This window comes from Aeromonas sp. R7-1 (assembly GCF_040908115.1).
In the GTDB taxonomy this organism is placed as follows: Bacteria; Pseudomonadota; Gammaproteobacteria; order Enterobacterales; family Aeromonadaceae; genus Aeromonas; species Aeromonas caviae.
This window is the reverse complement of the sequence record NZ_JBFODD010000025.1, coordinates 21,389-46,358: the sequence shown is the minus strand read 5'-3', so window position 1 is coordinate 46,358 and position 24,970 is coordinate 21,389. Positions and strand designations below refer to the sequence as shown.

The window sequence follows — 24,970 nt, the reverse complement described above, 5'->3', positions numbered from 1 at the left end:
AGGTGACGATGCGCAGCGAACGGCAATCAGACATGCAGACCCCCTTCGGTGTCCCGGTGGAGGGCACGGTGATCAATGACGTGGCCATGGTCCAGCAGGCCTTTGGTGTCAGCCTCTCCTACCAGGATATTGCCGCCAGGGAGCGGCTCGCCGCCTTGTGCGCACGCTTCCCCCTGCTGGCGGAGGTGGCAGTGAAAGGGCCCGAGGGGACTGGCGAGGGGAGGTCTGCATGAAGGTGATCGCCCTGCAGGGGATCCGGGGAGGTGTGGGGACCACCGCCATCGTGGCCGGACTGGCCCAGGCAGCCCATGAGCAGGGGGCAAGGGTGTTGGCGGTGGATCTCTGCCCGGACAACCAGCTTGGCATCCACCTTGGCCTGCCCCATGACGATCCAGGAGGCTGGAGCCGGCTGACCCAGCCGGCGCGGGAGTGGCGAGGAGCGCTTCACCGCCGGGAGGAGGGACTGGATCTGCTCTCCCATGGCGGGGGGCAGGGGGCGTCAGCCGAGTGGCTGGCAGGGATCGATGGTTATGATCTGGTGCTGCTGGATCTGCCCCTGGGCATGGCCCCCGTCATCCCCTGCAGGCGCTTGCTGGTGGTCAATGCGGATGCCAACTGCCATGTGCGGCTTCACCGCCACCCCTGGGCGGCCGATGAGCGTCTGCTGGTGACCCAGTTCTCCAGCCAGCGGGCCCTGCAGCAGGGGTTGCTGGATCTCTGGCTGGCAGGGGGGCTCCCTCTGCTCAATCTTCATCTGCACAGGGACGAAGCCATGGCGGAGGCCATGGCCGCCAAGCTGCCGGTCGGCCGCTATGCGCCCACCAGTCTGGTTGCCCACGAGCTGGCCGCCCTGGCGACCTGGTGTCTGGCAGAGGGGGAGGCGCCCCGATGAGAGTGCGGCTGCTGACGCCGGCTGCGGACCTCTGGTGCTCGCAGCGCTATCGCGCACTGCGCGAGCGGGGGGCTTCCCGCCCGGGGGCGGCCGCATTGACCCTGGGCTGGCTGCTGGCCTGGGTTATCTTCCCCCTCGAGCGTCATGGCTGGCAATGGGTGCTGGGCCATGCCCGGGGGCTCTATCCCCAGCTGACGCACCCCCGGGTGGGGGATCCCCTGCGCGTTCTGTTGCAGAGCCTCTGGATGATAGTGCGTCGCCCACAGCCCATCCCTCTGCGCTGGCCTGCCTCCTGGCAGCGGCTCTGGCATATGGGTACTCAGACTCTCGGTGCCTTCCTGGCCCGCCAGGAGGAGAAAGGGCTGGCCGCCGCCAGGGCCACGCCCCGCGAGGCACGCTGGAAGAGCGTGCTGCTCTGTGTGGTGGCCGGGAGCCTCTCCCTGCTCTGCGTCACCCAGCCGTTCACCCTGCAGGCGCAGCTGGTGTTCGTCCTCCTGCTGGCGGCCATGGCCTTCATCCTGCGGGCCGTGCCGGGCCGTTATCCCATGCTGATGATGATGGTGCTCTCCCTCACCATCTCCTGCCGCTACATCTGGTGGCGCTACACCTCGACCCTCGACTGGTTCGACCCCGTCAGCCTGACCTGCGGCCTGCTGCTGCTGGCCGCCGAGACCTATGCCTGGCTGGTGCTGCTGCTCGGCTACTGGCAGACCGCATGGCCCCTGCACCGCCCCCCGGCACAACTGCCGGCGGATCCGGCCCAGTGGCCCAGCGTGGATCTGATGATCCCCACCTACAACGAGGATCTCGCCATCGTGAAGGGGACAGTCTACGCCGCTATGGGGCTCGACTGGCCCGCCGACAAGCTGACCATCTGGCTGCTTGACGACGGGGGACGGGCGGCGTTTCGCGACTTCGCCGAGGAGGCCGGGATCCGCTATGTGGCCCGGTCGACCCATGAGCACGCCAAGGCGGGCAACATCAATCACGCCCTCAAGATGGCCACCGGGGATCTGGTCGCCATCTTCGACTGTGACCACCTGCCGACCCGCTCCTTCCTGCAGATGACGGTGGGCTGGTTCTACCGGGACCCCCGTCTGGGCGTGGTCCAGACCCCCCACCACTTCTTCTCCGCCGATCCGTTCGAGCACAACCTGCAACGGTTTCGCAAGATGCCGAACGAGGGGGCTCTCTTCTACGGCCTGGTGCAGGATGGCAACGACATGTGGGATGCCAGCTTCTTCTGCGGCTCTTGTGCCGTCATCAAGCGCACTGCCCTTGACGAGATCGGCGGCATCGCGGTGGAGACGGTCACCGAGGATGCCCACACCTCCCTGCGGCTGCACCGCCTCGGCTACACCTCGGCCTATATCCGGATCCCGCTGGCGGCGGGGCTGGCCACCGAAAGCCTCTCTGCCCACATCGGTCAGCGCATCCGGTGGGCGCGCGGCATGGTGCAGATCCTGCGTCTGGACAACCCCCTCTTCGGCAAGGGGCTCAAGCTGGGGCAGCGGCTTTGCTACTTCAATGCCATGCTGCACTTCCTCTCGGGCATACCGAGGCTCATCTTCCTGACGGCGCCGCTCGCCTTCCTTATCCTGCACGCCTACATCATCTATGCCCCGGCGGCGGCCATCGCCCTCTACATGTTGCCGCACATCTTCCACAGCGCCCTGACCAACTCCCGGTTGCAGGGCAAGGTCCGCCACTCCTTCTGGGGCGAGGTCTATGAGACGGTGCTGGCCTGGTACATCGCCAGGCCGACCACGGTGGCGCTCTTTGCACCCCACAAGGGGACGTTCAACGTGACCGCCAAGGGGGGCATGACGGAGGAGGTGTTCCTCGATCTGTCGGTCTCCCGCCCCTATCTGCTGCTGATCCTGCTCAATCTGTGCGGGCTGGGGTTCGGCCTCTGGCGCATCGGCACCGGCCCTGCCGACGAGGTGCCGACCCTGATCCTCAGCATGATCTGGACCCTCTACAACATGACCATACTGGGCGGCGCCCTGGCGGTGGCCTTCGAGTCGCGGCAGGTCCGTGCCAATCCCAGGGTGGAGATGGTGATGCCGGCGGCCATCAGGCTGGCGAACGGTCACCTCTACCCCTGTACTGTCAGGGATTACTCCAACGGGGGGGTCGGGGTGCTGCTCGAGGCGCCCCTGCCCCTGGCCGACAAGGAGAGGGTCTGGTTGCTGCTGCGCCATGACCAGCGGGAGCAGGCGTTCGCCGCCAAGGTGCAGCGGGTGTTCGGCTGCAAGCTGGGACTGGAGCTGGAGCCCATGGCGCAGGCACAGCATGTCGAGTTCATCCAGTGCACCTTCGCCCGGGCCGATACCTGGTCCCTGTGGCAGCAGCGTCTGGGCAAGGATCGCCCCCTCCACAGCCTGATCGACATTACCCTGCTCGGCTGGGGGGCTTACTGGCGTCTGGCCCGTACCTCACCCATCGGCTTTGTTTGTATCCTCCTCGAGAAGCTGGCTCGCTGGCTCCTCTCCTTCGTTCCCCGTCGCGTCTCCCCAGATTTCCGGGCCGGGACTCCGACCTCACAGACAGTGAAAGGATGATGAAACCACAACGCTACCTTATTCCTCTCCTGCTGATGGCGCAGGGTGCGACCGCCGCCGAGGCCGTCGGCCCCCTGCCGCCCGTTCCCGCTCCGGTGCGCACCCAGGGGATGAGCTTCGAACAGATGGCGTCATCGCCAGGCACCCTCTCCCTGCGCGGCAATGCGCCAGACGGACTGGCCGACTTCACCGTGCGGCGGGACGAGGTGGTGACCCGGGCCACCCTGGACCTGAACTTCACGCCATCGCCCTCCCTGCTGCCGCTCATCTCCCAGGTCAAGGTCTATCTCAATGACGAGCTGATGGGGGTGACGGCTCTCAACCAGGATCAGATGGGGACGATGACCCATGCCAGCATCGAGCTGGATCCCCGCTATGCCAAGGATTTCAACCGCCTCAAGGTGAGCTTCGTTGGCCACTATCAGAAAGTGTGCGAGAACCCGGCGAGCGATACCCTCTGGCTCAACGTCAACCGGGACAGCAAGCTGACCCTGCAGTTGCAGACCCTGCCGGTGCGCAACGAGCTCTCCTTCTTCCCCATGCCGTTCCTCGATGTGCGGGACAATGGCAAGCTGACTCTGCCCATGGTGTTCACGGGCTCAGTGCCCCCGGAGCAGCAGCAGGCGGCGGCGGTGCTGGCCTCCTGGTTCGGCACCAAGGCCCAGTGGCGAGGTCAGCATTTCCCGGTGCTCATCAACCAGTTGCCGGATCGCAACGCCGTGATCTTTGCCACCAATGACGCGCGCCCCGATTTCCTGGTGGACTATCCCGAGGTGAAGGGGCCCACCATCGACATGATCAGCTCCCCCGACAACCCCTATGTGAAGCTGCTGCTGATCCTGGGGCGGGATCAGCAGGATCTGCTGACGGCGGTGCAGGGGCTGGCGCGAGGCGATGTCATGCTGCGTGGCCAGAGCGTCATGGTGGACGAGGTGAAGCCGCTCTTGCCGCGTCAACCCTACGATGCCCCGAACTGGGTGCGACTGGATCGCAAGATGCGCTTTGATGAGCTCACGGAGTACCCGGGCCAGTTGCAGGCAACGGGACGCACGCTGTGGCCCATGAGCCTGACGCTGCGCCTGCCGCCGGATCTCTATCTGCTGGGGGAGAACGGCATCAGGACGGAGCTGAAGTATCACCATACCTCGCCCACCCTGCGCGACGGTTCCCGGCTGGATGTGGGGGTCAACGGCCAGCTCATGAAGTCGTTCACGCTCGAGCCCGGCGAGGTCAAGAGTGAGCGGTTGCTGACCCTGCCGCTCTGGTTTGCCGACGACGGCGACACCATGGCGCTGCGCATGCCCGGGCTCAAGACCACCCAGGCCAACAGCCTGAGCTTCTCGTTCGAGTATGCCCAGCAATACATGGGAGGAACGGAGGATGGCCGTTGCGACCTGGTGATGCCGCCTGCCCATCAGGTGCGCATCGACGAGGGCTCCACCATCGACTTCACCGGCTATCGCCACTTCATCGAGATGCCCGACCTCAAGGCGTTCGCCTATGCCGGCTTCCCGTTCAGCAGGATGGCGGATCTCGCCGACACCCAGATTGTCATGCCGGCCAGACCCCATCCCGGGCAGATCACCACCTTGCTCGATGCCGTCGGTGCCATCGGGGCCGAGACCGGGTATCCGGCGCTCTCCCTGCAGGTTCTGGACGACTGGGAGCGAGCGCGCACCGCGGATCGGGATACCCTGCTCATCGGCACCCTGCCGGAGGAGTTTCGAGGGGATCTGGCTCCCGACGCCCTGCTGCAATCCACGCGCAGCTGGGTCAACGAGCCAACCCGCCAGCACAAGGGGGATCTGCTGCACACCATGGCCGATCGCCAGCCCCAGGCCCGGGTGGGCATGACGGGCAACCGGGCCATCGCCGTCATCCTGGGGCTGCAATCGCCGACCCATGATCAGCGCAGCCTGGTGGCCTTGCTGGCGGATGGACCGGCGGGGGTCACATTGCTCAATGATGCCCTGCAGACCCGGACCCTGCGCGATCAGGTGGCAGGCTCGGTGGCCATCATCCGGGAATCCGGGGTGAAGAGCCTGGTGGTGGGGGATCGCTACGAGGTGGGCTACCTGCCGTGGTGGGAGCGTCTCTGGCAACTGTTTGCCCGTTATCCGGTGCGTCTTGCCGGGCTGACCCTGCTCTGCATGCTGGTACTGGGCTGGGGCCTGCGGGTGCTGCTTGCCAGTGCCAGTCGCCGCCGTCTGAAGGAAGATTAAGAGATGACTCAGATGAAAAATGTCTGTGGTGCCCTGCTCCTCTGGGCCCTTTGTTCCCTCCCGGCGCAGGCCGTCTGTCACTGGCCGGAGTGGGATCACTTTCGCCAGCACTACATCAGCGAAGAGGGCAGGGTCATCGACCCTGCCGACGGGCGCCGCATCACCACCTCGGAAGGCCAGAGCTATGCCCTCTTCTTCGCCCTGGTCAACGATGACAGGGAGACCTTTGCCCGCCTGCTCGACTGGACGGAGCGGCAGCTCGCCCGCGGGGATCTGACCGGCTTCCTGCCATCATGGCTCTGGGGCAGGCAGCAGGACGGCAGTTGGGGTGTGCTGGATGCGAACAGCGCGTCCGATTCGGATCTCTGGATAGCCTACAGCCTGCTGGAGGCGGGTCGCCTGTGGGAGAACCACAGCTACTCTGCCCTCGGCACCCTGTTGCTGCGCCGTATCGCCCGGGAGGAGGTCGCCACGCTGCCGGGTCTCGGCCCCGTGTTGCTGCCCGGGGCGAAAGGCTATGAGGGGGAGGGACGCTGGACCCTCAACCCCAGCTATCTGCCTCCACAACTGCTGGCCAGATTCGCCTCCTTCAAGGGGCCCTGGGGGGAGATGCGGGCCCTCTTGCCCAAATTGTTGCAGGAGAGTGCGCCCCGTGGCTTTGCCCCGGACTGGGTGGACTGGCAGGCCGACAAGGGATGGCAGGTGACGGCGGACAAGGGCGACACCGGTGGCTATGACGCCATCCGCGTCTATCTCTGGCTCGGCATGTTGAGCGAAGAGGATCCCGCCAGGGCTTCCCTGGTGGCCCACTTTGCCCCCATGCTGGCGCAGCTGACCGAATCGGGTCATCTGCCCGAGCGGGTCTCCAGCCAAAGTGGTCAGGTTCAGGGCAAGGGGCCGAGCGGCTTTGCCGCCGCCCTCCTGCCCCTGTCACGGGGCTTGCCGGCGCAGGTCACCTTGCGCAAGCAGGTCTCCGATCACGGGCTGGATGCGGATGCCTACTACGGCAGCGTGCTGACCCTGTTCGGCGCAGGCTGGGATCAGGGGCGTTATCGCTTTGCCGCCGACGGTACCCTGCAGCCGGATTGGAGCGAGTCATGTCAGGCAGAGTGACCCTGGGGTGCCTGCTCGCCTGCCTGATGAGCGGAGCCCTGGCGCAAGGGACGGTACAGCCGGTGGCCTGGCTGCTGGAGCAGGTCAGGATTGGCGAGGCCCGTGGGCGGGAAGATCTCGTCAGCAACAGCCTCTATTCCCTCTCCCTGGTGGAGCCTGATCATCCGGAGCTGCTGGCAGCCCAGGCCCGTCAGGCCCTGCGCCAGGGCAAGGTCAAGGAGGCCGGGGCACTGCTGGCCCGCCTTGGCAAGCAAGACCCCGACTCTGCGCTCTATCGTCAGGGCATGGCCAACCTGGCCCTGAACGAACCGGCCAGGCGCCAGCAACTGCAACAAGCCAGGCTGCTGACCAGCGCCGGCAGGCTGGAGGAGGCCGAGCGTCTCTATCGCTCCCTGTTCTCCGGTGATTTGCCCCCCAATCTCGACGTGGCGGTGGATTATGCCCTGTTGCAGACACGGATCCCGGCCATGAAGGCAAAGGGGCTGGCGGCCCTGGAGGCACTCAACCGGCAATATCCGGGTGAGCCCAGAGTGCGTGGTGGGCTGGCTCGCCTCTATCTGGCGGAGGGTCGGCGCCAGGGGGCGCAGAACCTGTTGCGCGAGATGGCGCGAGATCCCTATCAGCGGGACGAGGCCGCCGAGATCTGGCTCGCGGACATCGAATCCCTGCCCATCGGGCCCGGGAGCATCGCTGCCTTGCAGGAGTACATGGTGCTCTTTGGCGAAGGGGATACCACCAAGGCGGAACAGCTGCTCGCTACCCAGGAGGAGAAGTGGGCCTCGCCCGCCTATCGTGCCCGCCAGTCGGCGCTCGCAAGCACGGCGGGAGGTGGTGTCTCCATCTCCCGCTTGCAGCGTGCCCTGGCTGCCAACCCGGGGGATCCCGAACTCATGGGGGCCCTGGGGCAGGCCTACTCCCGCAACGATCAGCGAGCGCTGGCCATCGCCCAGTTTGAACGGGTGCTGGCACACCCCGAGGTGACCGACAAGGACAAATGGCGCAGCCTGCTGGCCACCAACCGCTACTGGCTGCTGGTGAGCCAGGGGCGCAGCGCCCTGGAACGGGAGCAGTGGGATGAGGCGGCGACCCTGTATCGCCGTGCCATCGCCCAGGATGGGCGTGAGCCCGAAGCCTGGCTGGGGCTTGGAGACAGCGAGCGTGGCCGCCATCGCGATGCCGACGCGGAGTCTGCCTACCGCAAGGCGCTCGCCATGGGGAGCGCGCGGGAGCGGGCCCTGGCCCGCCTGTTCGATCTCTACAAGGAGCAGGATCCGGCGCGTGCCCTGGCCCTGCTGGAGCAGCAGGGCACCCCCGGGATGCAGGCCGAAGGGCGGCGGCTCAAGGCCGGGCTGTTGGAGGAGGAGGCCGATCAGCTTGATCGGGCCGGCAAGGTGGCGGCGGCGCTGCGCCTTCGCGAGCAGGCACTCGCGCTGACCCCGGAAGAGGTGTGGCTGGCCTATCGAGTGGCCGATACCCGGGCCCGCCTCGGGGAGGCTGGCAGCGGGGAGCGGCTCTTGCGGGAACGTCTGGCGGCGCACCCGCAGGATGCCACCCTGCGCTACGCCACCGCCCTCTATCTCTCCGGGCAGGACAAGACGGTGGAGGCGAGAGGGGTGCTGGCCGCCATCCCTAGGTCCGTCTGGACACAGGACATGGATGCGCTGGATCAGCGCCTCGCCCGTGACGAGGTGCTCGCCAGGGCGAGGGCGCGTCACGAGGCCGGGGATGATGAGGGGGCCGAACGCCTGCTTCAGCCGTTGCAGCCGGATGAAGAGGCGAGCCTGATGCTGGCGGAGTGGGCCACGGATCGGGGGGCCTATGCACTGGCGGAGCAGCGCTATCAGGAGGTGCTTGCCCGCACGCCGCAACAGCCCGAGGCCAGGCTTGGCATGGCCGAACTGGCCCAGGCCAGGGGCGATCTGGCAAAGGCCCGTCACTGGCTGCCCGCCTGGCCGGTCAGCCCGCTGCCCCCGGAGGGGGCCAACTACTACCGCCGGGTAGCCAATCTCTATCAGGCGCTGGGAGAGGGCGAGACAGCCCGCGCCATCTTCACCGACTACGACCCCCTGGTGGCGCTGCAACCGGCCTCCCAGCAGGCGGCACTGTTCTGGCGCGATGCCGCCCGCCAGCGTTTTGCCGAGCATGATGTGGAAGGGGCTCTGGTGCGGGATCGCAAGGGGCTGGTGGCCGCAGGTCTGGCCCCCCGCGAGGATCTGGAGGGGGGCGAGCTGACCCGGCTGGCCCGCAGTCAGGATGGGGAGGGATGGCTGGCATCCGGCCTGCGCAGCGATCTCGACAGGCATTACCGGCAGAGCCAGACCACCTTCTTCCTCGACAGCGATTACTGGGGCTCCAGCGGTACCGGGGGCTACTCGGATTTGCGGGCGCTGACCCAGATGGCGCAACTGGATACGCCGCTGGCCGGTGGTACCGCCTTCGGCCGCCTTGAACTGGTCGACATGGATGCCGGAGATCTGCCGGACTCCCCTTACCGGGCGCAGTTCGGTACCTGTGCGGCCAGGGACTGCCGCGGGGACGCGCACCGGCAGAGCCGGGGGACCACCCTGGCGGCAGGCTGGCAGTGGGGGGCCTGGGCGTTCGATCTGGGGACCACGCCCCTCGGTTTCGAGGTGGTGGACTGGGTTGGTGGCGCCACCTTGACCGGTGACTGGCACACGCTGGGGTGGGGGATGACCCTCTCGCGTCGGCCCGTCAGCAGCTCGCTGCTCTCCTATGGGGGAACGGTGGATCCGGGCACGGGCATCAGTTGGGGCGGGGTGCGGGCGAACGGTGTCCGCCTCGATCTCAGCCGGGATCTGGGAGGGGCCGTCGGGTTCTGGGGCAGCGCCCAGCAGCACCTGCTGACCGGCAAGAACGTGCCCGACAACTGGCGCACCCGGCTCATGGGAGGGGGCTATTACAAGTTCGTCAACGAGACCCATCGCCGTGCCAGCGTGGGGATCAGCACCATGCTGTGGCACTACCAGCAGGATCTGGGGGGCTATACCCTGGGGCAGGGGGGGTATTACAGCCCGCAGGGGTACTTCTCGCTCTCGGTGCCGGTGAGCTACCGGCAGCGAACCCCGGACTGGTCGTGGGAGCTGGGGGGATCGGGATCCTGGTCCTACGCCCGTACCGACGACAGTCGCCGCTACCCGCTGGAAGGCTTGTTGCCAAGCGGTTTGCCAGACAGGAATGCGCCTGTGAAAGGGGGCAGTAGCAGTGGATTCGGCTACACCCTGAATGGCGTGGTGGAACACAGGCTGACGGAGCACTGGCGCATCGGTGGCCGGGTGGACATCCAGCAGGCGGATGACTATGCCCCCAGCCATGTCACCCTGTTCCTGCGCTACACCTTCAAGCCCTGGCAAGGGGATCTCGATATGCCGCCAAGGCCTCTCACTCCCTACGCGGACTTCGACTGACAGGGGCGCCCGTCATCACCGGGCGCCCTTATTTCAGATAGGAACGCAGTACCCTCACCACCTGATCCAGATCCTCCAGCCGCTCGGCATGGGTCGCCTCCTCGGCGCCAAGATGCTCGCGCATGTGCCCCTCCAGTACCTCCAGCATCAGGCCGTTGACGGCGCCGCGGATGGCGGCGATCTGCTGCAGGATGGCGGCGCAGTCTGTTTCCTGTTCCAGAGCGCTCTCCAGGGCACCGGTCTGCCCCTTGATGCGCCTGACCCGTGCCAGCAGCTTCTTCTTGTCGTGAACCGTGTGTGACATCCAGGATCCTCTCGATCAATAAAACTATACTGGGGTATAGTATATAGCATCCTCGTTTTCAGGAGAAATCCATGCCATCCCTCGCCTCATCCCACTGCCACCACCCCGTCGTCCACGAAGGGAATCCCCTGGCCGAACAGAAGACCCGCTGGGCCGTGCTGCTCACCGTCGTCATGATGGTGGCGGAGATCGGTGGCGGCTGGTTCTACAACTCCATGGCGCTGCTGGCCGACGGCTGGCACATGAGCTCCCATGCCCTTGCCCTCGGCCTCTCGGTGCTGGCCTATCGCGCAGCCCGCCACTTCGCGCGGGATCACAGGTTCAGCTTCGGTACCTGGAAGATAGAGGTGCTGGGGGGCTTCAGCAGCGCCCTGCTGCTGGTGGGGGTGGCGGGGTTGATGCTGTTCGAGTCGGTGGCCAGGTTGCTGGACCCCAGCCCCATCCATTATCAGCAGGCGATCGGCATTGCCCTGCTGGGCCTGCTGGTGAATCTGGCCTGTGCCTGGCTGCTCAGGGACGATCACGGCCATCACCATGGTCACGACCACCATCACGGTCATCACGACCACTCGCACGATCACCACCACGGCCATCAGGATCTCAACCTGCGCGCCGCCTACCTCCACGTGCTGGCGGACGCGGCCACCTCGGTGCTGGCGATTGTGGCGCTGGTGGGAGGCATGTTGTGGGGGGCGGACTGGCTGGATCCCCTGATGGGCATCGCCGGGGCCGTGCTGGTGGCGGTGTGGGCCAGGGGGCTGCTGCGTGATACCGGGCGCGTCTTGCTGGATGCGGAGATGGATGCGCCCCTGGTGGACGAGATCCGCGAGGTGATCGCCGAGCTGCCTGGCGCCGAGATCCGCGATCTGCACGTCTGGCGGGTGGGGCAGACGCAGTATGCCGCCGCGATGTCGTTGCAGATGGCGACCCCGGTCCCGGCACAGGCGATCCGCGAGCGCCTCGCCATCCACGAGGAGCTGGTGCACCTGACCATCGAAGTGTCTGCCGACTGACGCCCCTGGCGGGGGTCAGCGGGGAGGCTCGCTCCCCTGATCCTGCCAGAGGGAGCCCAGCATCAGCCTCAGCAGCAGTCCCGGCGGGTCGTCGAGCAGGCGGCCCGGCTCCAGCAGCAGGTGCCCGTCGGCATGAAAGCCCAGGCTGGCGTGAACCTTGCCTTCCTCGCCACACACCTGGAGGAGGCCGTTTAGGGAACCCCCCTCGCCGGGTTGACAGCGCAGCCGCAGCTCCCGTGGTTCCCCCAGCAGGGTGAAGGCGCGGGCGAGGGGCGGGCTCTCTTCATAATCCGGCCAGTTGAAGAAGTGATAGCGTTCGGCGAGCACGCCGGCCTGCTGGCAGAACTGATCGAACAACTGGGCAATGCCCTGATACTCCTGGTCCAGCCGCCTGGCCTGCTCCTCAATCCGTTTCATCACCCAGCCCCCTCTATCCATTTGATTGGACATTGATTTCGTCACTCGCTCCCCTCTTCCCGCTGGTATGGGCCGAAAGCGGTGCCAGGTCTGTGAGCGCGATCGAATTTTCGTTATGAAAACGTTATCTTGTTGATGCGGATTGGTTTTTTTTGCCCATCCGCTCACATTTACGGCAATTCCCGCTGATTAATATGACACCGCTCGGCAATGACCGGGTACTCGGATATCGAGACTAACTACAGCGGGAATTATAAAAAAATGGATATGAAAAAGACCAAAGTGGCGCTGGTAACAGCCTCACTGCTCGCGCTTTTGTCAGGCTGTAACGACAACAGTTCTTCTGCTCCTGCCCCTCAGGATGAGCCCGTCGCTCGTCTTCCCAACGTCCAGCCACCGGCCGAACTGCTGACGGCCGGCCCCGACGAAGCGGTCATCGCCCTGGTGGATACCCAGACCAGCGCGGCGCGCGGTGTCACCGGCCCCTTCGCCAGCCACAGCCTGCACCTGTGGAACAACGACGCCTGCAACTCGACCTCGGAGGGCGGCCTCAACACCGGTTGGGATGACAAGAGCAAGACGCCGTCCGCGGCGGACAGTTTTGGTCCGGCCTGGGTCGTGCCGCTCTCCAAGATGGAAGGCTGCATCAACTTCATCGCCCGCAACGGCGATCTCGCGAACCTGACCGGCAGCGACATGAAGGTGGTCTTCAGTGATCACCCGGATCGCACCGTGGCCATCGTCGCCGGCAAGAACGAGATCTTCGGCAGCCGGGCGGAAGCCTTCACCGCCGCCTTCGGCGTGGCGGGGGCCAGTGCCCATCTCATCGACGACAACACCCTGATTTGGCAAGGGGGCAAGGACAAGCCCTATGTGCGCCTCTACTACACAGAGTCAGGCACCATCACCGCAAACAGCGAGGGTGTATTCGATTTCCCCTACCTCAAGCTGACCCCGACCAGCCTGACCGAAGAGCAGCAGGCCAAATACCCGCACCTCAAGGATGCCGCCGCCTTCGCCCTGCCTGCGGGGAAAGATCTCAAGCCCCTGCTCAAGGGTGAGCTGGTCGCCATCGGGACCGATGCGGACGGCATCTTGCAGGGGGCGACCCTGGTGCAGAGTGCCGGTGCCCTCGATGCCCTTTACAGCGAAGCGGCCACCAAGCTGGCCTACGGCGCCGTGGTGGAGGGGGGCAATGTCACCTTCCGGCTCTGGGCACCGACCGCCAAGTCGGTCAAGCTGGCGCTGTTCGACGAGCAGCACAAGTCGCTTGGCGAGCGCGCCATGACTCTGGACGAGGCCAGCGGCAGCTGGAGCGTGCAGGGGGGCAGCGATCTTGTCGGCAAATACTACCGCTACGATATCCAGGTCTATCACCCGGTCAGCCGCAAGCTGGAATCCTATCAGGTGACCGACCCCTACTCCCTGAGCCTGGCGATGAACTCCGAGTTCAGCCAGGTGGTTGATCTCGACGATCCGGCCCTCAAGCCGGAAGGCTGGGACAGCCTCAAGGCGCCCCACAGCCAGAAGAACCCCGCCGACATCACCATCTATGAGGCCCACGTCCGGGATCTGACCGGCAACGACGAGTCGACGCCGGTGGAGCATCGCGGCAAGTTCCTCGGGCTGACCGACAGCGACAGCGTGCCCGTCACCCACCTGAAATCCCTGGCCAAGAGCGGCGTCAGCCACCTGCACCTGCTGCCGGTGTTCGACATCGCCACCGTCAACGAGGACCCGGCCAAGGTGGCCAACATCGGCGATGACTTCAGCAAGCTGTGCGAGGTCAATCCCGAGGTCAAGAACTCCAGGTTTGCCAGCCACTGTGGTGGCGGCGAGACCATCGAAGCCGTGCTCGGTGATCTGCAAGCCAGCGACAGCAAGGAGAACCCCGTGGTGCAGGAGCTGTACGGCTATCTGCGCGGGGTGGACTCCTTCAACTGGGGCTATGACCCCTACCACTACACCACCCCGGAAGGCTCCTACGCCACCAATGCAGAGGGGACGACCCGGATCAAGGAGTTCCGCGAGATGGTGCAGGCCATCAAGCAGAACATCGGCATGAACGTGGTGATGGACGTGGTCTACAACCACACCAACGAAGCGGGTCTCGGTTCCAAATCCGTGCTCGACAAGATTGTGCCCTGGTACTACCAGCGCCTCAATCCGGAGACCGGTTCGGTGGAAAACTCCACCTGCTGCTCCAACACGGCGCCGGAACACGCCATGTTCGCCAAGCTGATGGATGACTCCCTGGTAACCTGGGCACGGGACTACAAGATCGATGCCTTCCGCTTCGACCTCATGGGCCATCACCCGAAAGATCAGATGGTGCAGGCCCTGGCCGAGGTGAAGAAGGTCAATCCGGACATGTACTTCTACGGCGAGGGGTGGAACTTCGGCGAGGTACAGGATGACAAGCGCTTCGTGCAGGCGACCCAGAAGCACCTGGCCGGTACCGGCATCGGCTCCTTCTCCGACCGGCTGCGTGATGCGGTGCGCGGCGGCAGCCCGTTCGACGGCGGCGAAGCCATTCGCAAGACCCAGGGCTTTGGCAACGGCGCCCTGGTGGATGCCAACGAGCTGGACGGCGTCGATCTCGCCACCGCCCTGCATCAGTCCGATCTGGTGCGCCTCGGCATGGCGGGCAACCTCAAGGAGTTCGTGCTGACCGACAAGGACGGCATTCCGAAGAAGGGCTCCGACATCGACTACAACGGTCAACCGGCGGGCTATGCCCAGGATCCGACCGAAATCCAGAACTATGTCGACAAGCACGACAACCAGACCCTGTTCGACAACCTGGTGTACAAGGCACCCGCCGGGGCCGACCTGGTGCGGATGCAGGGGGTTTCTCTGGCGACAGCCATGCTGGGTCAGGGCATTCCCTTCACCCACGCGGGTGTCGAGCTGCTGCGTTCCAAGTCCATGGAGCGGGACAGCTACGACTCCGGTGACTGGTACAACCGGGTCGACTACGGCTTAAATGACAATAATTTTGACAAAGGGTTGCCGCGCAAGGACAAGGACGAGGCCAACTACGAGCTGATCGAGCAGGTGCTCGGCCAGCACGCCAAGCCGGGTTCGGCCGAGATGCATCAGATGGTGAACTTCTACCAGGAGCTCTCCGAACTGCGTCAATCCTCTCGTCTGCTGCGTCTTGGCAGCGGCGCCGAGGTGATCAAGCGGGTCGACTTCCGCAACACCGGCCCTGAGCAGATCCCGGGTCTCATCGTGATGAGCGTGGATGACGGGGTGGGCGCCGGTGCGGATCTGGATCCGGCCATCGACGGCCTGGTGGTGATGATCAACGCCACCAATCAGCCCCAGAGCATCGGCGATTTCCGTGACGGCAAGGATCAGCCCATCGATCTGACCGGCATGGTCCTGAGCGGTGCCCACCGTGACTCCGACAGCATCGCCAGCGGGGCGGCCAATGACAGTGGTCAGCTGACCCTTGGCGCCTGGTCGGCGGCGGTGTTCATCAAGCCGCAGAGCGGTGCCCAGGGCGCGGGGCTGCCGGTGAGCAAGAAGACGGATCTGAGCACCTTGCCTCCCTTCGGTGATACCGCACTCTTCCTGAAGGGTTTCTTGGACTCGGGCTTCGGTGACAAGAACCCGCTGACCTTCACCAGCAACTTCATGTACGAGTTCAGCGCCGACGTGACGACGGATCAGCTTGGCAACACCGAGCTGAAAGTGGCCGATGCAGGCTGGAACATCAACTACGGCAGTTGCAACGCCGGTGACAAGCTGGTGGTGGGCACGCCGCTGACCCTGTGCAAGGGTGGAGATACCGGCAATATCGGGCTGGATCTGGCCAAGGCAGGTAGCTACAAGTTCGTGTTCACCGCCATGAACAAGGACAAACCCACCTTAAGCGTCAGCTTCACCGAGCCGGTGCAGGGCTGCAAGGTGCTGGATACTGTGGCGGGCAATCCGCTGGAACATAACCTGTTCGTCAAAGGCGGCTTGAATGAGTGGGGCGTTAAGCCTGAACACCAGCTCTCCTACAAAGGAATGGATGGGGACCTGGCCATTTATCAAGTGGTGTTTAACTACAGCGGTACTACAGAGTTCAAACTTGCTGATGAGGATTGGAAGTTTGAGTACCTGTACAACGGTGGTGGAGCCATTGAACCGGAAGTGGGTTATGCATTCGCTTATGCCAAACCCGGCTCTGGCGCAAAGAACAATAGCCTGACTCTCCCGCAGGGTTACTGGAGTTTCTTGGTGAAGGTCGATCCAACCGGTGCCAAGCCAGGGACTGGTATTGTTCAGGAGTGCACACCCAAGTAAGCAATCCCATCGAGCCCGGGGTTGGCTCGGCAGCCCCGGGTTGAATTCCGCCTCGCCAAGGGCGGGATAACACCGAGAGAGTAAGCAAAGCGCGACTGCCGACCGGCAGCCGCGCTTTTTCTTTGCTCGTGGGCGAGGCAATAAAAAAGCCGCCCCGTTGGAGCGGCTGTTGGTTGTTCAGTTTACGGCCGGCCTAGCGTTTTCGCAGCAGGCGCAGGGCGTTGGCGGTGACCAGGGCGGTGGCGCCGGTGTCGGCCAGCACCGCAATCCACAGGCCGGTGATGCCGAGCAGGCTGGTGACCAGGAAGATGGCCTTGAGCCCCAGCGCCAGCGCGATGTTCTGGTGGATGTTGGCCAGTGCCGCGCGGGAGAGCCGGATCATGGCGGCGACCCCGCCGAGCTGGTTGTGGGTCAGCGCCGCATCGGCGGTTTCCAGCGCCACGTCGGTGCCGCCTCCCATGGCGATGCCGATACTGGCACGCTTCATGGCCGGTGCGTCGTTGATGCCGTCGCCGATCATCGCGACTTTCTGGCTGAGGCCGAGCTTGGCGATCTCATCGACCTTGCCCTCCGGCAGCAGGCCGGCGCGCCAGCCCATGCCGAGCTCGCCGGCGATGGCCTCGGCGGCGCGGGGGTTGTCCCCGGTCAGCATGATGCTCTGCAGGCCGAGCTGGTTGAGCTCTTGCAGCGCCGCAGCCGCCTCCGGCCGGATCTGGTCGCGCAGGGCCAGCAGGGCGGCCGGGGCGACGTCAGGCTGACCGAGCACCACCACTGTCTTGCCTTGCTGCTCCAGGGTGGCGACCCGGGCCTGCATCGCCGCATCCAGGGTGGCGACCCGGCTCGGTGCCAGCAGCCGCCAGAGGACGCCGTCGATGCGACCTCCCACGCCCATGCCGGGCAGGGCGCGCAGCTCCTGGGCGGCAGCGAGGCTGAGGCCCCGTTCGCTGGCCGCCGTCACCACGGCGCGGGCCAGCGGGTGGTGGGAGCCCTGCTCGATGGCCGCCGCCAGTGCCAGCAGGTCGGCCTCAGGCTGGCCATTGAGGCTCACCAGTTCGGTCAGTTGCGGCTTGCCCAGAGTCAGGGTGCCGGTCTTGTCAAAGGCCAGGGTATCGATGTGGGCGAGGCGCTCCAGGGCGGCGCCCCCCTTGATGAGAGCCCCCTGCCGGGTGGCTGCCGCCAGTGCCGAGGTGACCGCCGCCGGGGTGGAGATGACCAGGGCGCAGGGGCAACCGATCAGCAGCAGCGCCAGCCCGCGATAGACCCACTCGTCCCAGCTCTGGCCGAAGGCGAGCGGCGGTACCAGCACCACCAGCAGGGCGACCAGCATCATGGCCGGGGTATACCAGCGGCTGAAGCGGTCGATGAAGCGCTCGATGGGGGCGCGCTGGGTCTCGGCCTCCTCGATGAGATGCAGGATGCGGTCGATGGCGTTGTTGCCGGGTTCGGACACCACCTCGAGGCGCAGCACCCGATCCGCCGCCAGACTGCCGGCGGGGACCTTGTCACCCCGGCGGCGCTCCACCGGGATGGATTCGCCGGTCAGGGCGCTCTCGTCAAAGGCGCCGAGGGGGTCGAGCAGGCGGGCATCGGCGGCCAGGCGGGCACCCGGGGTGATTTCGATGATGTCACCGGGGCGCAGCTGGTCGGCAGCGACCTCTTCCCGTACCTCGCCCTCGGCAGTGGTGCGGATGCGCAGCGCCTTGTCGGGCACCAGCGCCATCAGGGCGGTGACCCCGGCGCGGGCGCGGCCGGCGGCATAGGCTTCCAGATGTTCCCCCAGCATGAAGAGCAGCAGCACCATGGCCGCTTCGGCGGTTTCGCCGAGGAACAGGGCCCCCACGGCGGCGACCGTCATCAGGGTCTCGATGGCGAAGGGGGAGCCGCTCTTGGTCAGTGCCCACGCCTTGCGGGAGATGGGCCACAGGCCCCAGAGGGTGGCCAGGGTAAAGAGCGGCTGACCGATCTGGCTCGGCAGCAGGGCCGCCACCCCCATCAAGCCGGCGAGCGACAGGGGCTGCCAGTATTTGCCGAGCAGGTTGCTGACTCTCTGCATCAGCGGGCTGCGGCCCGGTTCGCTGCGAGCCGTGTTCTGAGCGCCCCCTTTGAGCTGGAAGCCGGCGGCCAGCACGGCGGCGGTAACGGGATCGGGGGAGAGGCCGGGGGCCAGATCCACCACCAGCTTCTCGGTGGCAAACAGCACCCGAGCCTGCTGTACGCCCTCCACCCGGCTGACGGCGGTCTCTATCTTGCGTGCACAGCTGGGACAATCCATGCCCAGCACCTGCCAGCTATGGCGGCGGCTGTTCTGCTCGGGGGTAGCCAGCGGCGGCTCGGTCGCGGCGGCCGTGTGGGCGTGCCCCTGCTCATGATGATCGTGATCGTGGTCGTGGGCTGTGTCGGTGGCGCAAGCGCCTCTGGGGGGCTCTTCATCCCCCGGGCCGTCTGCGCCACTTTGCCCCTGATGATCGTGGCGGGTCGGGTTGGCGACACTACTGGCCTGTGTCGCGTTGTCGCAGCAGTGGCTGGTGTGGCTGTGCCCGGCCTGTGGGGTGGCGGCCTTGCTGACGGCCTTGATGGGGGCAGCGGCGTGTTGATGGCTGCAGCAGGATTTGCTCATGATGCGTTCCTCTTGAGGGATCCCGCCCCTGCGGGATCCTGGATGACTGAGCCGAGTGTAAACCTTGGTGTAAAGTCCAAGGTCAAGTCCTCTTCTCCTCTTTGTTCGGGGCCATGACAGTGGCCGCTGATCTGCCCCTGGAGCAGGGGGACGCAAAGGGATGCCAAATCCCTTTCATTAGCGGGTGTTTGTCATCCCGTGGCGGGCCTATACTGGGGACCCTGGATCCCACATCAATCATCAAGGACCTAACATGAGCAATACCGTCACCCTGCAAGGCAACCCCGTCTCCGTCTCCGGCCACTTCCCCGTTGCCGGTGAGCAGGCCAAGCCCTTCTCCCTGGTTGCTGGCGATCTGTCCGATGCGACCCTGGCGACCTTCGCCGGCAAGCGCAAGATCCTGAACATCTTCCCGAGCGTCGACACCCCGACCTGCGCCACTTCCGTGCGCAAGTTCAACGAGCAGGCAAGCGCCCTGAACAACACCGTCGTGCTGTGCATCTCTGCCGACCTGCCGTTCGCCCAGGCCCGTTTCTGCGGCGCCGAGGGTCTGGACAAGGTGGTGAACCTCTCCACCCTGCGTGGTGTCTCCTTCCTGCAGGACTACGGCGTGGCCTTCTCCTCCGGCCCGCTGGTGGGTCTGGCTGCCCGTGCCATCGTGGTACTGGATGAGCACGACAAGGTGCTGCACAGCGAGCTGGTGGCCGAAGTCGCCGACGAGCCGAACTACGCCGCCGCCCTGGCCGTTCTGTAAGTCGCGCCACAGGCTGATTGCCTGACGGCCTGCCCCGTTCACACGGGGCAGGCCGTTTTTATTGCGCTCCCGAACCTTTTACTTATGGGGTGGGTCTGGCTAGACTTCGCCTCCACATCCTCGTTCAGCCTGTATCTGCGATCCCCATGACGTTTGACGAACTCGCCCTTGCCCCCGCCCTGTTGCGCCTGCTGCCCGCCGCGCTGGAAAAACCGACCCCCATTCAGCAGCTAGCCATTCCTGCTGCCTTGTCAGGACGGGATCTGCTTGCCCTGGCCAGGACCGGCAGTGGCAAGACCCTGGCGTTCGGCCTGCCGCTGCTGCAGAGGCTGGACGCAGCCAGTGACCGGGTACAGGGATTGGTACTGGTCCCCACCCGGGAGCTGGCAAGCCAGGTGAGCGCCGCCCTGCAGGAGATTGCCGACGGGTTGGGGGTGCGCCTTCTGACCCTGTGTGGCGGGGTGGCCCAGGAGTGGCAGGAGCGGGAACTGGCTCTCGGCCCCCAACTGCTGGTGGCGACCCCCGGACGGTTGCGGGACTTGCTGGCCCAGCAGACGCTGGAGCTGGGTGCCCTGCGCATGCTGGTGCTGGATGAGGCGGATCGCCTGCTGGAGATGGGGTTCTGGCCCGATATCCAGTGGCTGATGAAGGCAATGCCGGAGGCGCGGCAGCAGATGCTCTTCTCCGCCACCTTGCCGATCGAACTGGAGAGCCTGGCCTCGGGCCTGCTGCAGGATCCGGTGCGCATCGAGGCCGAGCCGCTCAACAGCCTAGTGAGCGACATCGAGGAGCGGCTCTATCTGGTCAACAGGAGCAGCAAGGTGCCTGCGCTGATCGCCCTGCTGGAGGCCGGAGAGTGGCCCCAGGTGCTGGTCTTCATCAGTGCCAGGGACGACGCGGACGGGGTGGCCAAGAAACTCGCCAGGGCTGGCATGACGGTGGCGGTCCTGCACGGAAACAAGGATCAGACCACGCGGGAGCAGGCGCTGGCGGATTTCAAGGAGGGCAGGGTGCGGGTGCTGGTGGCCACGGACCTGATGGCGCGCGGCATCCACGTGGAGGCATTGCCGGTGGTGATCAATCTGGATCTGCCGGACCATGCCCCCGTCTACGTGCATCGTATCGGTCGTACCGCCCGTGCCGGGCAGAGCGGTCTGGCCATCTCCCTTACCTGCCACGGGGATGGGGAGGCGCTCGAGGGGATCCGGGCCCTGACCGGTCGGCCCCTGCCCCTGGCGGCGCTGGCAGGTTTCCCGGTGACCGACAAACCCGCCAGCGGGGAGAGCAAACGGGCGCCAAGAGACAAGCAGGCGAACCGTCGCACCCAGGGCAAGCGCAGCATCAAGCAGTTCAAGGGCAAATCCTGAGACGGACTTCCTGCCCCCGGCGGGAGCCTGTCGTCGTGAAGGAGAGGAGAGATCGGCAGCGCGCCCGGGGGCGCGCCAAACTACACGGCAAGGGGGTCAGTCGTGGAACTGGTTGATCAGGCGGGAGAGGTTTTGCAGCCGCTCCACCAGCAGGGTGATGCCATCGAGGGCCTGACGGCTGTTGTCCGCGGTGTGGCTCGCCAGTTGGTGGATCTGGTGGATCCCCTGATCCAGGGTGCTGGTGACATCCGCCTGCTGGCTCACCGCCTGAGCTATCTCGTCGCTGGTGTGGGTCACCCGGGCCAGCATCCGGTTGATCTGGTCGAGCACCTCGGCGGTGGCCCCCATGTGCTGCTGGCAGAGCACTGATGTCTGGGCCCCCTGCTCCATGCCATCGGACAGTTGCCGGGTGCTCTGTTGCAGCGCCCCTATCATGTCGCTTATCTCGCCGGTGGAACTGCGGGTCTTCTGGGCCAGGGCCCGTATCTCGTCGGCCACCACCGCAAAGCCGCGCCCCTGTTCACCGGCCCGTGCCGCCTCGATGGCCGCATTGAGGGAGAGCAGGTTGGTCTGATCCGCAATCTGCCCGATCACCTCCAGAATGCCGTTGATCTTCTGGCTGTCCTGGGTCAGGCGCGCCAGCACGCCCTGGCTGGCGTCCAGCTCCTGATGAAGCCTGTCGACCGAATCCCGGGTGGTGGCCAGCGCCTGCTGACCACTGGCGGACACCTGCTGGACCTCGCCCACCAGCGCATTGGCCTGGTGGGCATTGTCAGCCACATCGCGGATGGACTGGCTCATCTGGGTGATGGCCGCCGCCAGTTGCTCGCTCTGGGCCCGCTGCTGTTGCAGGTGAGTGTCTATGGTCTGGATATGCCCCCTGTCATCCTCCGCCGCCTGCAGGATCTGCTGGTTGGTGTCCGCGCTGCGACCCACCACGGCGCGCAGCTCCGCCTTCTTCATGCGCAGCAGCAGTTCAAGGGCGGCCAGGCTGTCCTGACGCCTGGCATAGAGTACCTGGCAAAGGGCGCTGCCCTGCTCCTCGCCCGCCATGGCCAGCAGTCTGGCCAGCCGCCGTTGCAGATGCCAGCCATGCCCCATCTGGGCCAGCAAGCAGAGCAGGGTGATGACGCCCCACCCCGGCTGGCCGGTGACCAGACTGGCCCCCATGCCGAGCAGGGCGGTGCCAGAGAGCAGCAGACACAGCGGCCCCGGCTCCAGGGTCAGCCGGGTCAGCCAGGGCAGTGCCTTGCCGTCACGGATCCGGGCATAGAGCAGCTCTGCCCAGGCGATGTCGTGATCCTGGGGACGGGTGCGGACAGACTGGTATTCGATGATCTGCTGCTGATCGTTGAGAATCGGCGTGACGTAGGCGTTGACCCAGTAGAACTGACCACTCTTGGCGCGGTTCTTTACCAGTCCCATCCAGCTCTTGCCTTGTTGCAGGCGGCGCCACATGTCGGCGAACGCGGCCTTGGGCATGTCGGGGTGGCGGACCAGATTGTGGGGCTCCCCTTCCATTTCGGTCGCGCTGTAGCCCGCCACATCGCAAAAGTGCTGGTTGGCATAAGTGATGTGACTGGCGGGATCCGTGGTCGAGATCAGTGATATGTGATCGGGGAAACGGATCTCCCCTTCGTGCCGGGTTGTGGTCATGTGCGCATCCTGAATGAGCCAAGTAACTGATAAAATTATTTTTTATTTTTGTGATTGTTACGGCGTCATTGTAGATGCGGACTGTTGCACCACCTTGGCTTGGGTCAATAAATCAACACGGGAAAGGCTGAAAAAAGTCGTAGATGGCGGCTCAGCTGCGGGGAGTGAAGTCGTGGATCTCCCCCGTCCTCGGCTTGAAGCGGGGGTCATTGTCTTCTGCGCTGGCGACCCAGGCCATGGCCTGGCAGAAACTCTCCTGCTTGGCGAAGGCATCCCGGGCCTGATCGATGGCTCGTTCGGCATTGCGCCGCTCCATCTTGCTGGCCTTGCGGTCGCTGAACTGCTTCTGCTGGCTCAACATCCATTCGAGGAAGGCCTGGCGGCATTCGGTTTCATCGGCGGCCTTGGCGGGAAGGGCAACAAACAGGGCAATCAGGAGCAGAGCACGCATGGCAGGATCGGATCACGGGGTTGATGAATGAAAAGAGGCGGCATTTTATGCCGGGAACTTGAACAGGAACAGTGCCAGGAGGGGTCAGATGTCCCGACCCCTCCCCGGACTCAGTGTTTGACGAGGTAGAGCTGACGGCTGTAGGCCACGTCTTCCGGGTTGTTGATGGGATACCCCTTGAGCCAGGGCTTGATGAGCCGGGCATTGGTGTACTGGTAGATGGGGGCGATGGGGGCCTCCTTCTGCAAGATGGCCTCGGCCTCATCGAACAGGCGGGCCCGTTCTGCGGGATCCTGACTGTTGGCCGCCTGCGCCAGCAGCTTGTCGTAAGCCGGGTTGGCGAACCGGGCCATGTTGCCGCTGTGGCCCGATCCCCAGAGCCCGAGGAAGGCGGAGGGGTCGTTGTAATCGGCGACCCAGGAGGAGCGGATCACCTCGAACTGGCCGCTTTGACGGCTGTCGAGATAGGTCTTCCACTCCTGATTGGTGAGCTCGACCCGGGCCCCCAGCTTCTGTTTCCACAGGTTGGCGATGGCCAGCGCCATCTTCTTGTGAATTTCTGCCGTGTTGTAGAGCAGGGTCAGCTTGAGAGGATTGCTTGGGCCGTAGCCCGCTTCTTTCAGCAGGGCTCTGGCACGCTCGTCCAGCGCCTGCTGACTGCTGGTGGAGAGCAGATTGGGCTTGGGGTCGAAGTCGGCGGTCACGTCCGGGGTGAAGTGGTAGGCCGGTTTCTCCCCGGTGCCCAGCACCTTGTCGGCAATCAGGCCCCTGTCGATGGTGTAGGAGAGCGCCTGGCGAACCCGAACATCATTGAGGGGCGGGCGCTGGGTGTTGAAGGCGTAGTAGTAGGTGCCGAGCTGTTCCGGGGTATAGACCTCCCCCGGGATCTGGGCCATCAGGCTCTGGTACTGCTCCTTGGGGAAGGATTCGGTGATGTGCAGATCCCCGGCCAGATAGCGGTGTGTGGCCGCGCTCTCCTGGTTGATGGGCACGAAGGTGACGCGGGTCAGCACCGTGTGGGCGCGATCCCAGTAGTAGGGATTGGGCGTCAGCTCCAGTTTCTCGTTCACCACCCGGTGACTCAACACGAAGGCGCCGTTGCCCACCAGCTTGCCGGGCTGGGTCCACTGGTTGCCATATTGCTCCATGCTGGCCCGGTGCAGGGGCGACAGGCTGGGATGGGTCAGCAGGCTCAGGAAATAGGGCACCGGCTGGGAGAGGGTCACCTTCAGGGTATGGTCATCGACGGCCTCCACCCCGAGCGCATCGGGGGCCAGCTTGCCTGCCACTATGTCGTCCACCTTGTCGAAGCGGGCGAGCTGGGCGAACCAGGCGAAAGTGGCGGCTTCCCTGGGGTCAACCAGCTTGCGCCAGCCATAGACGAAGTCGGCGGCGCGCACGGGGTCGCCGTTGGACCAGCGGGCATCCGGCCTCAGGTGGAAGGTGAATGTCTGGTTCCCCTCGTTGTCCCAGCGGGATGCCACCCCGGGCAGCACCTTGCCGTCCGGCCCCTGGGTCAGCAGCCCCTCGTAAAGGTCTCTGAGGACCTGCAGCTCCGGCAGTCCCACCAGCTTGAGGGGGCTCAGGCTCGCCGGTTCATCCTTGAGATGACGGACGACGGCCTGTTCAGCGGCGAGTGGGGTACCGGGCGGCACATCGGCGGCCTGGACGCAGGCACAGCCCAGCAGGGCCAGCAGGGGGCTCCATCCTTTCATGGTGAATCCTTCAAAATGTGTGAAGCGAGGAGAAAACTCGGCGAGAATGCATCGCCGGCAGATGGGAAATCATGATATCCCCTTTGCTGGTCAGACCGCCAGCATGAGTCCCATGATATCCGATGCGGCTGTCAACGAGGGGGCGCCGTGAGCGCCAGGAA

At 65.3% G+C, this 24,970-nt stretch carries 16 protein-coding genes; 10 read left to right on the top strand and 6 right to left on the bottom strand.

Annotated features, from left to right (window positions below; genetic code table 11):
- Positions 1-8 precede the first annotated feature (8 nt).
- Genes bcsR through bcsC form a run of 6 tightly spaced genes read left to right on the top strand, consistent with a single transcriptional unit; the run spans position 9 to position 10,216 of the window.
- Complete coding sequence (bcsR, locus tag AB5Y51_RS06090) at positions 9-233, top strand: cellulose biosynthesis protein BcsR (RefSeq protein WP_010672842.1); 225 nt, start codon at positions 9-11, stop codon at positions 231-233.
- Entirely contained in the window at positions 230-892 is a 663-nt protein-coding gene (gene bcsQ / locus AB5Y51_RS06085) for a cellulose biosynthesis protein BcsQ (RefSeq protein WP_039039465.1), read from the top strand. The genes bcsR and bcsQ overlap by 4 nt, the downstream gene beginning before the upstream one ends.
- On the top strand, positions 889-3,456 hold the full coding sequence (bcsA, locus tag AB5Y51_RS06080; RefSeq protein ID WP_368178159.1) for a UDP-forming cellulose synthase catalytic subunit: 2,568 nt from the start codon (positions 889-891) through the stop codon (positions 3,454-3,456). The genes bcsQ and bcsA overlap by 4 nt, the downstream gene beginning before the upstream one ends.
- Positions 3,456-5,678 (top strand): cellulose biosynthesis cyclic di-GMP-binding regulatory protein BcsB, encoded by a 2,223-nt coding sequence (bcsB, locus tag AB5Y51_RS06075; protein WP_042880032.1) that lies wholly within the window; start codon positions 3,456-3,458, stop codon positions 5,676-5,678. The genes bcsA and bcsB overlap by 1 nt, the downstream gene beginning before the upstream one ends.
- 3 nt (positions 5,679-5,681) lie before the next feature.
- On the top strand, positions 5,682-6,791 hold the full coding sequence (gene bcsZ / locus AB5Y51_RS06070) for a cellulose synthase complex periplasmic endoglucanase BcsZ (protein WP_223925101.1): 1,110 nt from the start codon (positions 5,682-5,684) through the stop codon (positions 6,789-6,791).
- Positions 6,776-10,216, top strand: a complete 3,441-nt coding sequence (bcsC, locus tag AB5Y51_RS06065; protein ID WP_368178158.1) for a cellulose synthase complex outer membrane protein BcsC — start codon at positions 6,776-6,778, stop codon at positions 10,214-10,216. Before bcsZ ends, bcsC begins: the two co-directional genes overlap by 16 nt.
- A gap of 28 nt (positions 10,217-10,244) precedes the next feature.
- Here bcsC and AB5Y51_RS06060 read toward each other — a convergent pair whose 3' ends face one another.
- Complete coding sequence (locus AB5Y51_RS06060) at positions 10,245-10,520, bottom strand: metal/formaldehyde-sensitive transcriptional repressor (RefSeq protein WP_041214512.1); 276 nt, start codon at positions 10,518-10,520, stop codon at positions 10,245-10,247.
- A gap of 71 nt (positions 10,521-10,591) precedes the next feature.
- On the opposite strand from AB5Y51_RS06060, the gene dmeF reads away from it, so the two are divergent.
- Positions 10,592-11,533 carry a CDF family Co(II)/Ni(II) efflux transporter DmeF gene (gene dmeF / locus AB5Y51_RS06055; protein WP_041214513.1) on the top strand — a complete coding sequence of 314 codons (942 nt, stop codon included), beginning with the start codon at positions 10,592-10,594 and terminating at the stop codon, positions 11,531-11,533.
- Positions 11,534-11,548: 15 nt separating this feature from the next.
- Here the strand turns inward: dmeF and AB5Y51_RS06050 are convergent, their stop codons facing one another.
- A complete protein-coding gene (locus AB5Y51_RS06050; RefSeq protein ID WP_041211001.1) occupies positions 11,549-11,950 on the bottom strand; it encodes a hypothetical protein in 402 nt (133 codons plus the stop codon).
- Between the two features lie 261 nt (positions 11,951-12,211).
- Between AB5Y51_RS06050 and pulA the strand changes: the two genes are divergently transcribed.
- Complete coding sequence (pulA, locus tag AB5Y51_RS06045; protein WP_368178157.1) at positions 12,212-16,249, top strand: pullulanase-type alpha-1,6-glucosidase; 4,038 nt, start codon at positions 12,212-12,214, stop codon at positions 16,247-16,249.
- Positions 16,250-16,442: 193 nt separating this feature from the next.
- Here the strand turns inward: pulA and AB5Y51_RS06040 are convergent, their stop codons facing one another.
- Entirely contained in the window at positions 16,443-18,866 is a 2,424-nt protein-coding gene (locus tag AB5Y51_RS06040) for a zinc/cadmium/mercury/lead-transporting ATPase (protein WP_368178156.1), read from the bottom strand.
- A 253-nt stretch (positions 18,867-19,119) separates the two neighbouring features.
- Between AB5Y51_RS06040 and tpx the strand changes: the two genes are divergently transcribed.
- Both tpx and AB5Y51_RS06030 read left to right on the top strand, forming a co-directional pair.
- Complete coding sequence (tpx, locus tag AB5Y51_RS06035) at positions 19,120-19,620, top strand: thiol peroxidase (RefSeq protein WP_010672853.1); 501 nt, start codon at positions 19,120-19,122, stop codon at positions 19,618-19,620.
- A 146-nt stretch (positions 19,621-19,766) separates the two neighbouring features.
- Positions 19,767-20,987 carry a DEAD/DEAH box helicase gene (locus AB5Y51_RS06030; RefSeq protein ID WP_368178155.1) on the top strand — a complete coding sequence of 407 codons (1,221 nt, stop codon included), beginning with the start codon at positions 19,767-19,769 and terminating at the stop codon, positions 20,985-20,987.
- A gap of 96 nt (positions 20,988-21,083) precedes the next feature.
- Here the strand turns inward: AB5Y51_RS06030 and AB5Y51_RS06025 are convergent, their stop codons facing one another.
- From AB5Y51_RS06025 to AB5Y51_RS06015, 3 genes are all read right to left on the bottom strand, one after another.
- The gene (locus tag AB5Y51_RS06025) at positions 21,084-22,643 is read right to left on the bottom strand and encodes a PAS domain-containing methyl-accepting chemotaxis protein (protein ID WP_042014595.1); all 1,560 of its coding nucleotides are present in this window, start codon (positions 22,641-22,643) and stop codon (positions 21,084-21,086) included.
- A 151-nt stretch (positions 22,644-22,794) separates the two neighbouring features.
- Complete coding sequence (locus tag AB5Y51_RS06020) at positions 22,795-23,094, bottom strand: hypothetical protein (protein WP_167826205.1); 300 nt, start codon at positions 23,092-23,094, stop codon at positions 22,795-22,797.
- 110 nt (positions 23,095-23,204) lie between these two features.
- Entirely contained in the window at positions 23,205-24,809 is a 1,605-nt protein-coding gene (locus AB5Y51_RS06015) for an ABC transporter substrate-binding protein (RefSeq protein ID WP_128318329.1), read from the bottom strand.
- Positions 24,810-24,970: the final 161 nt, after the last annotated feature.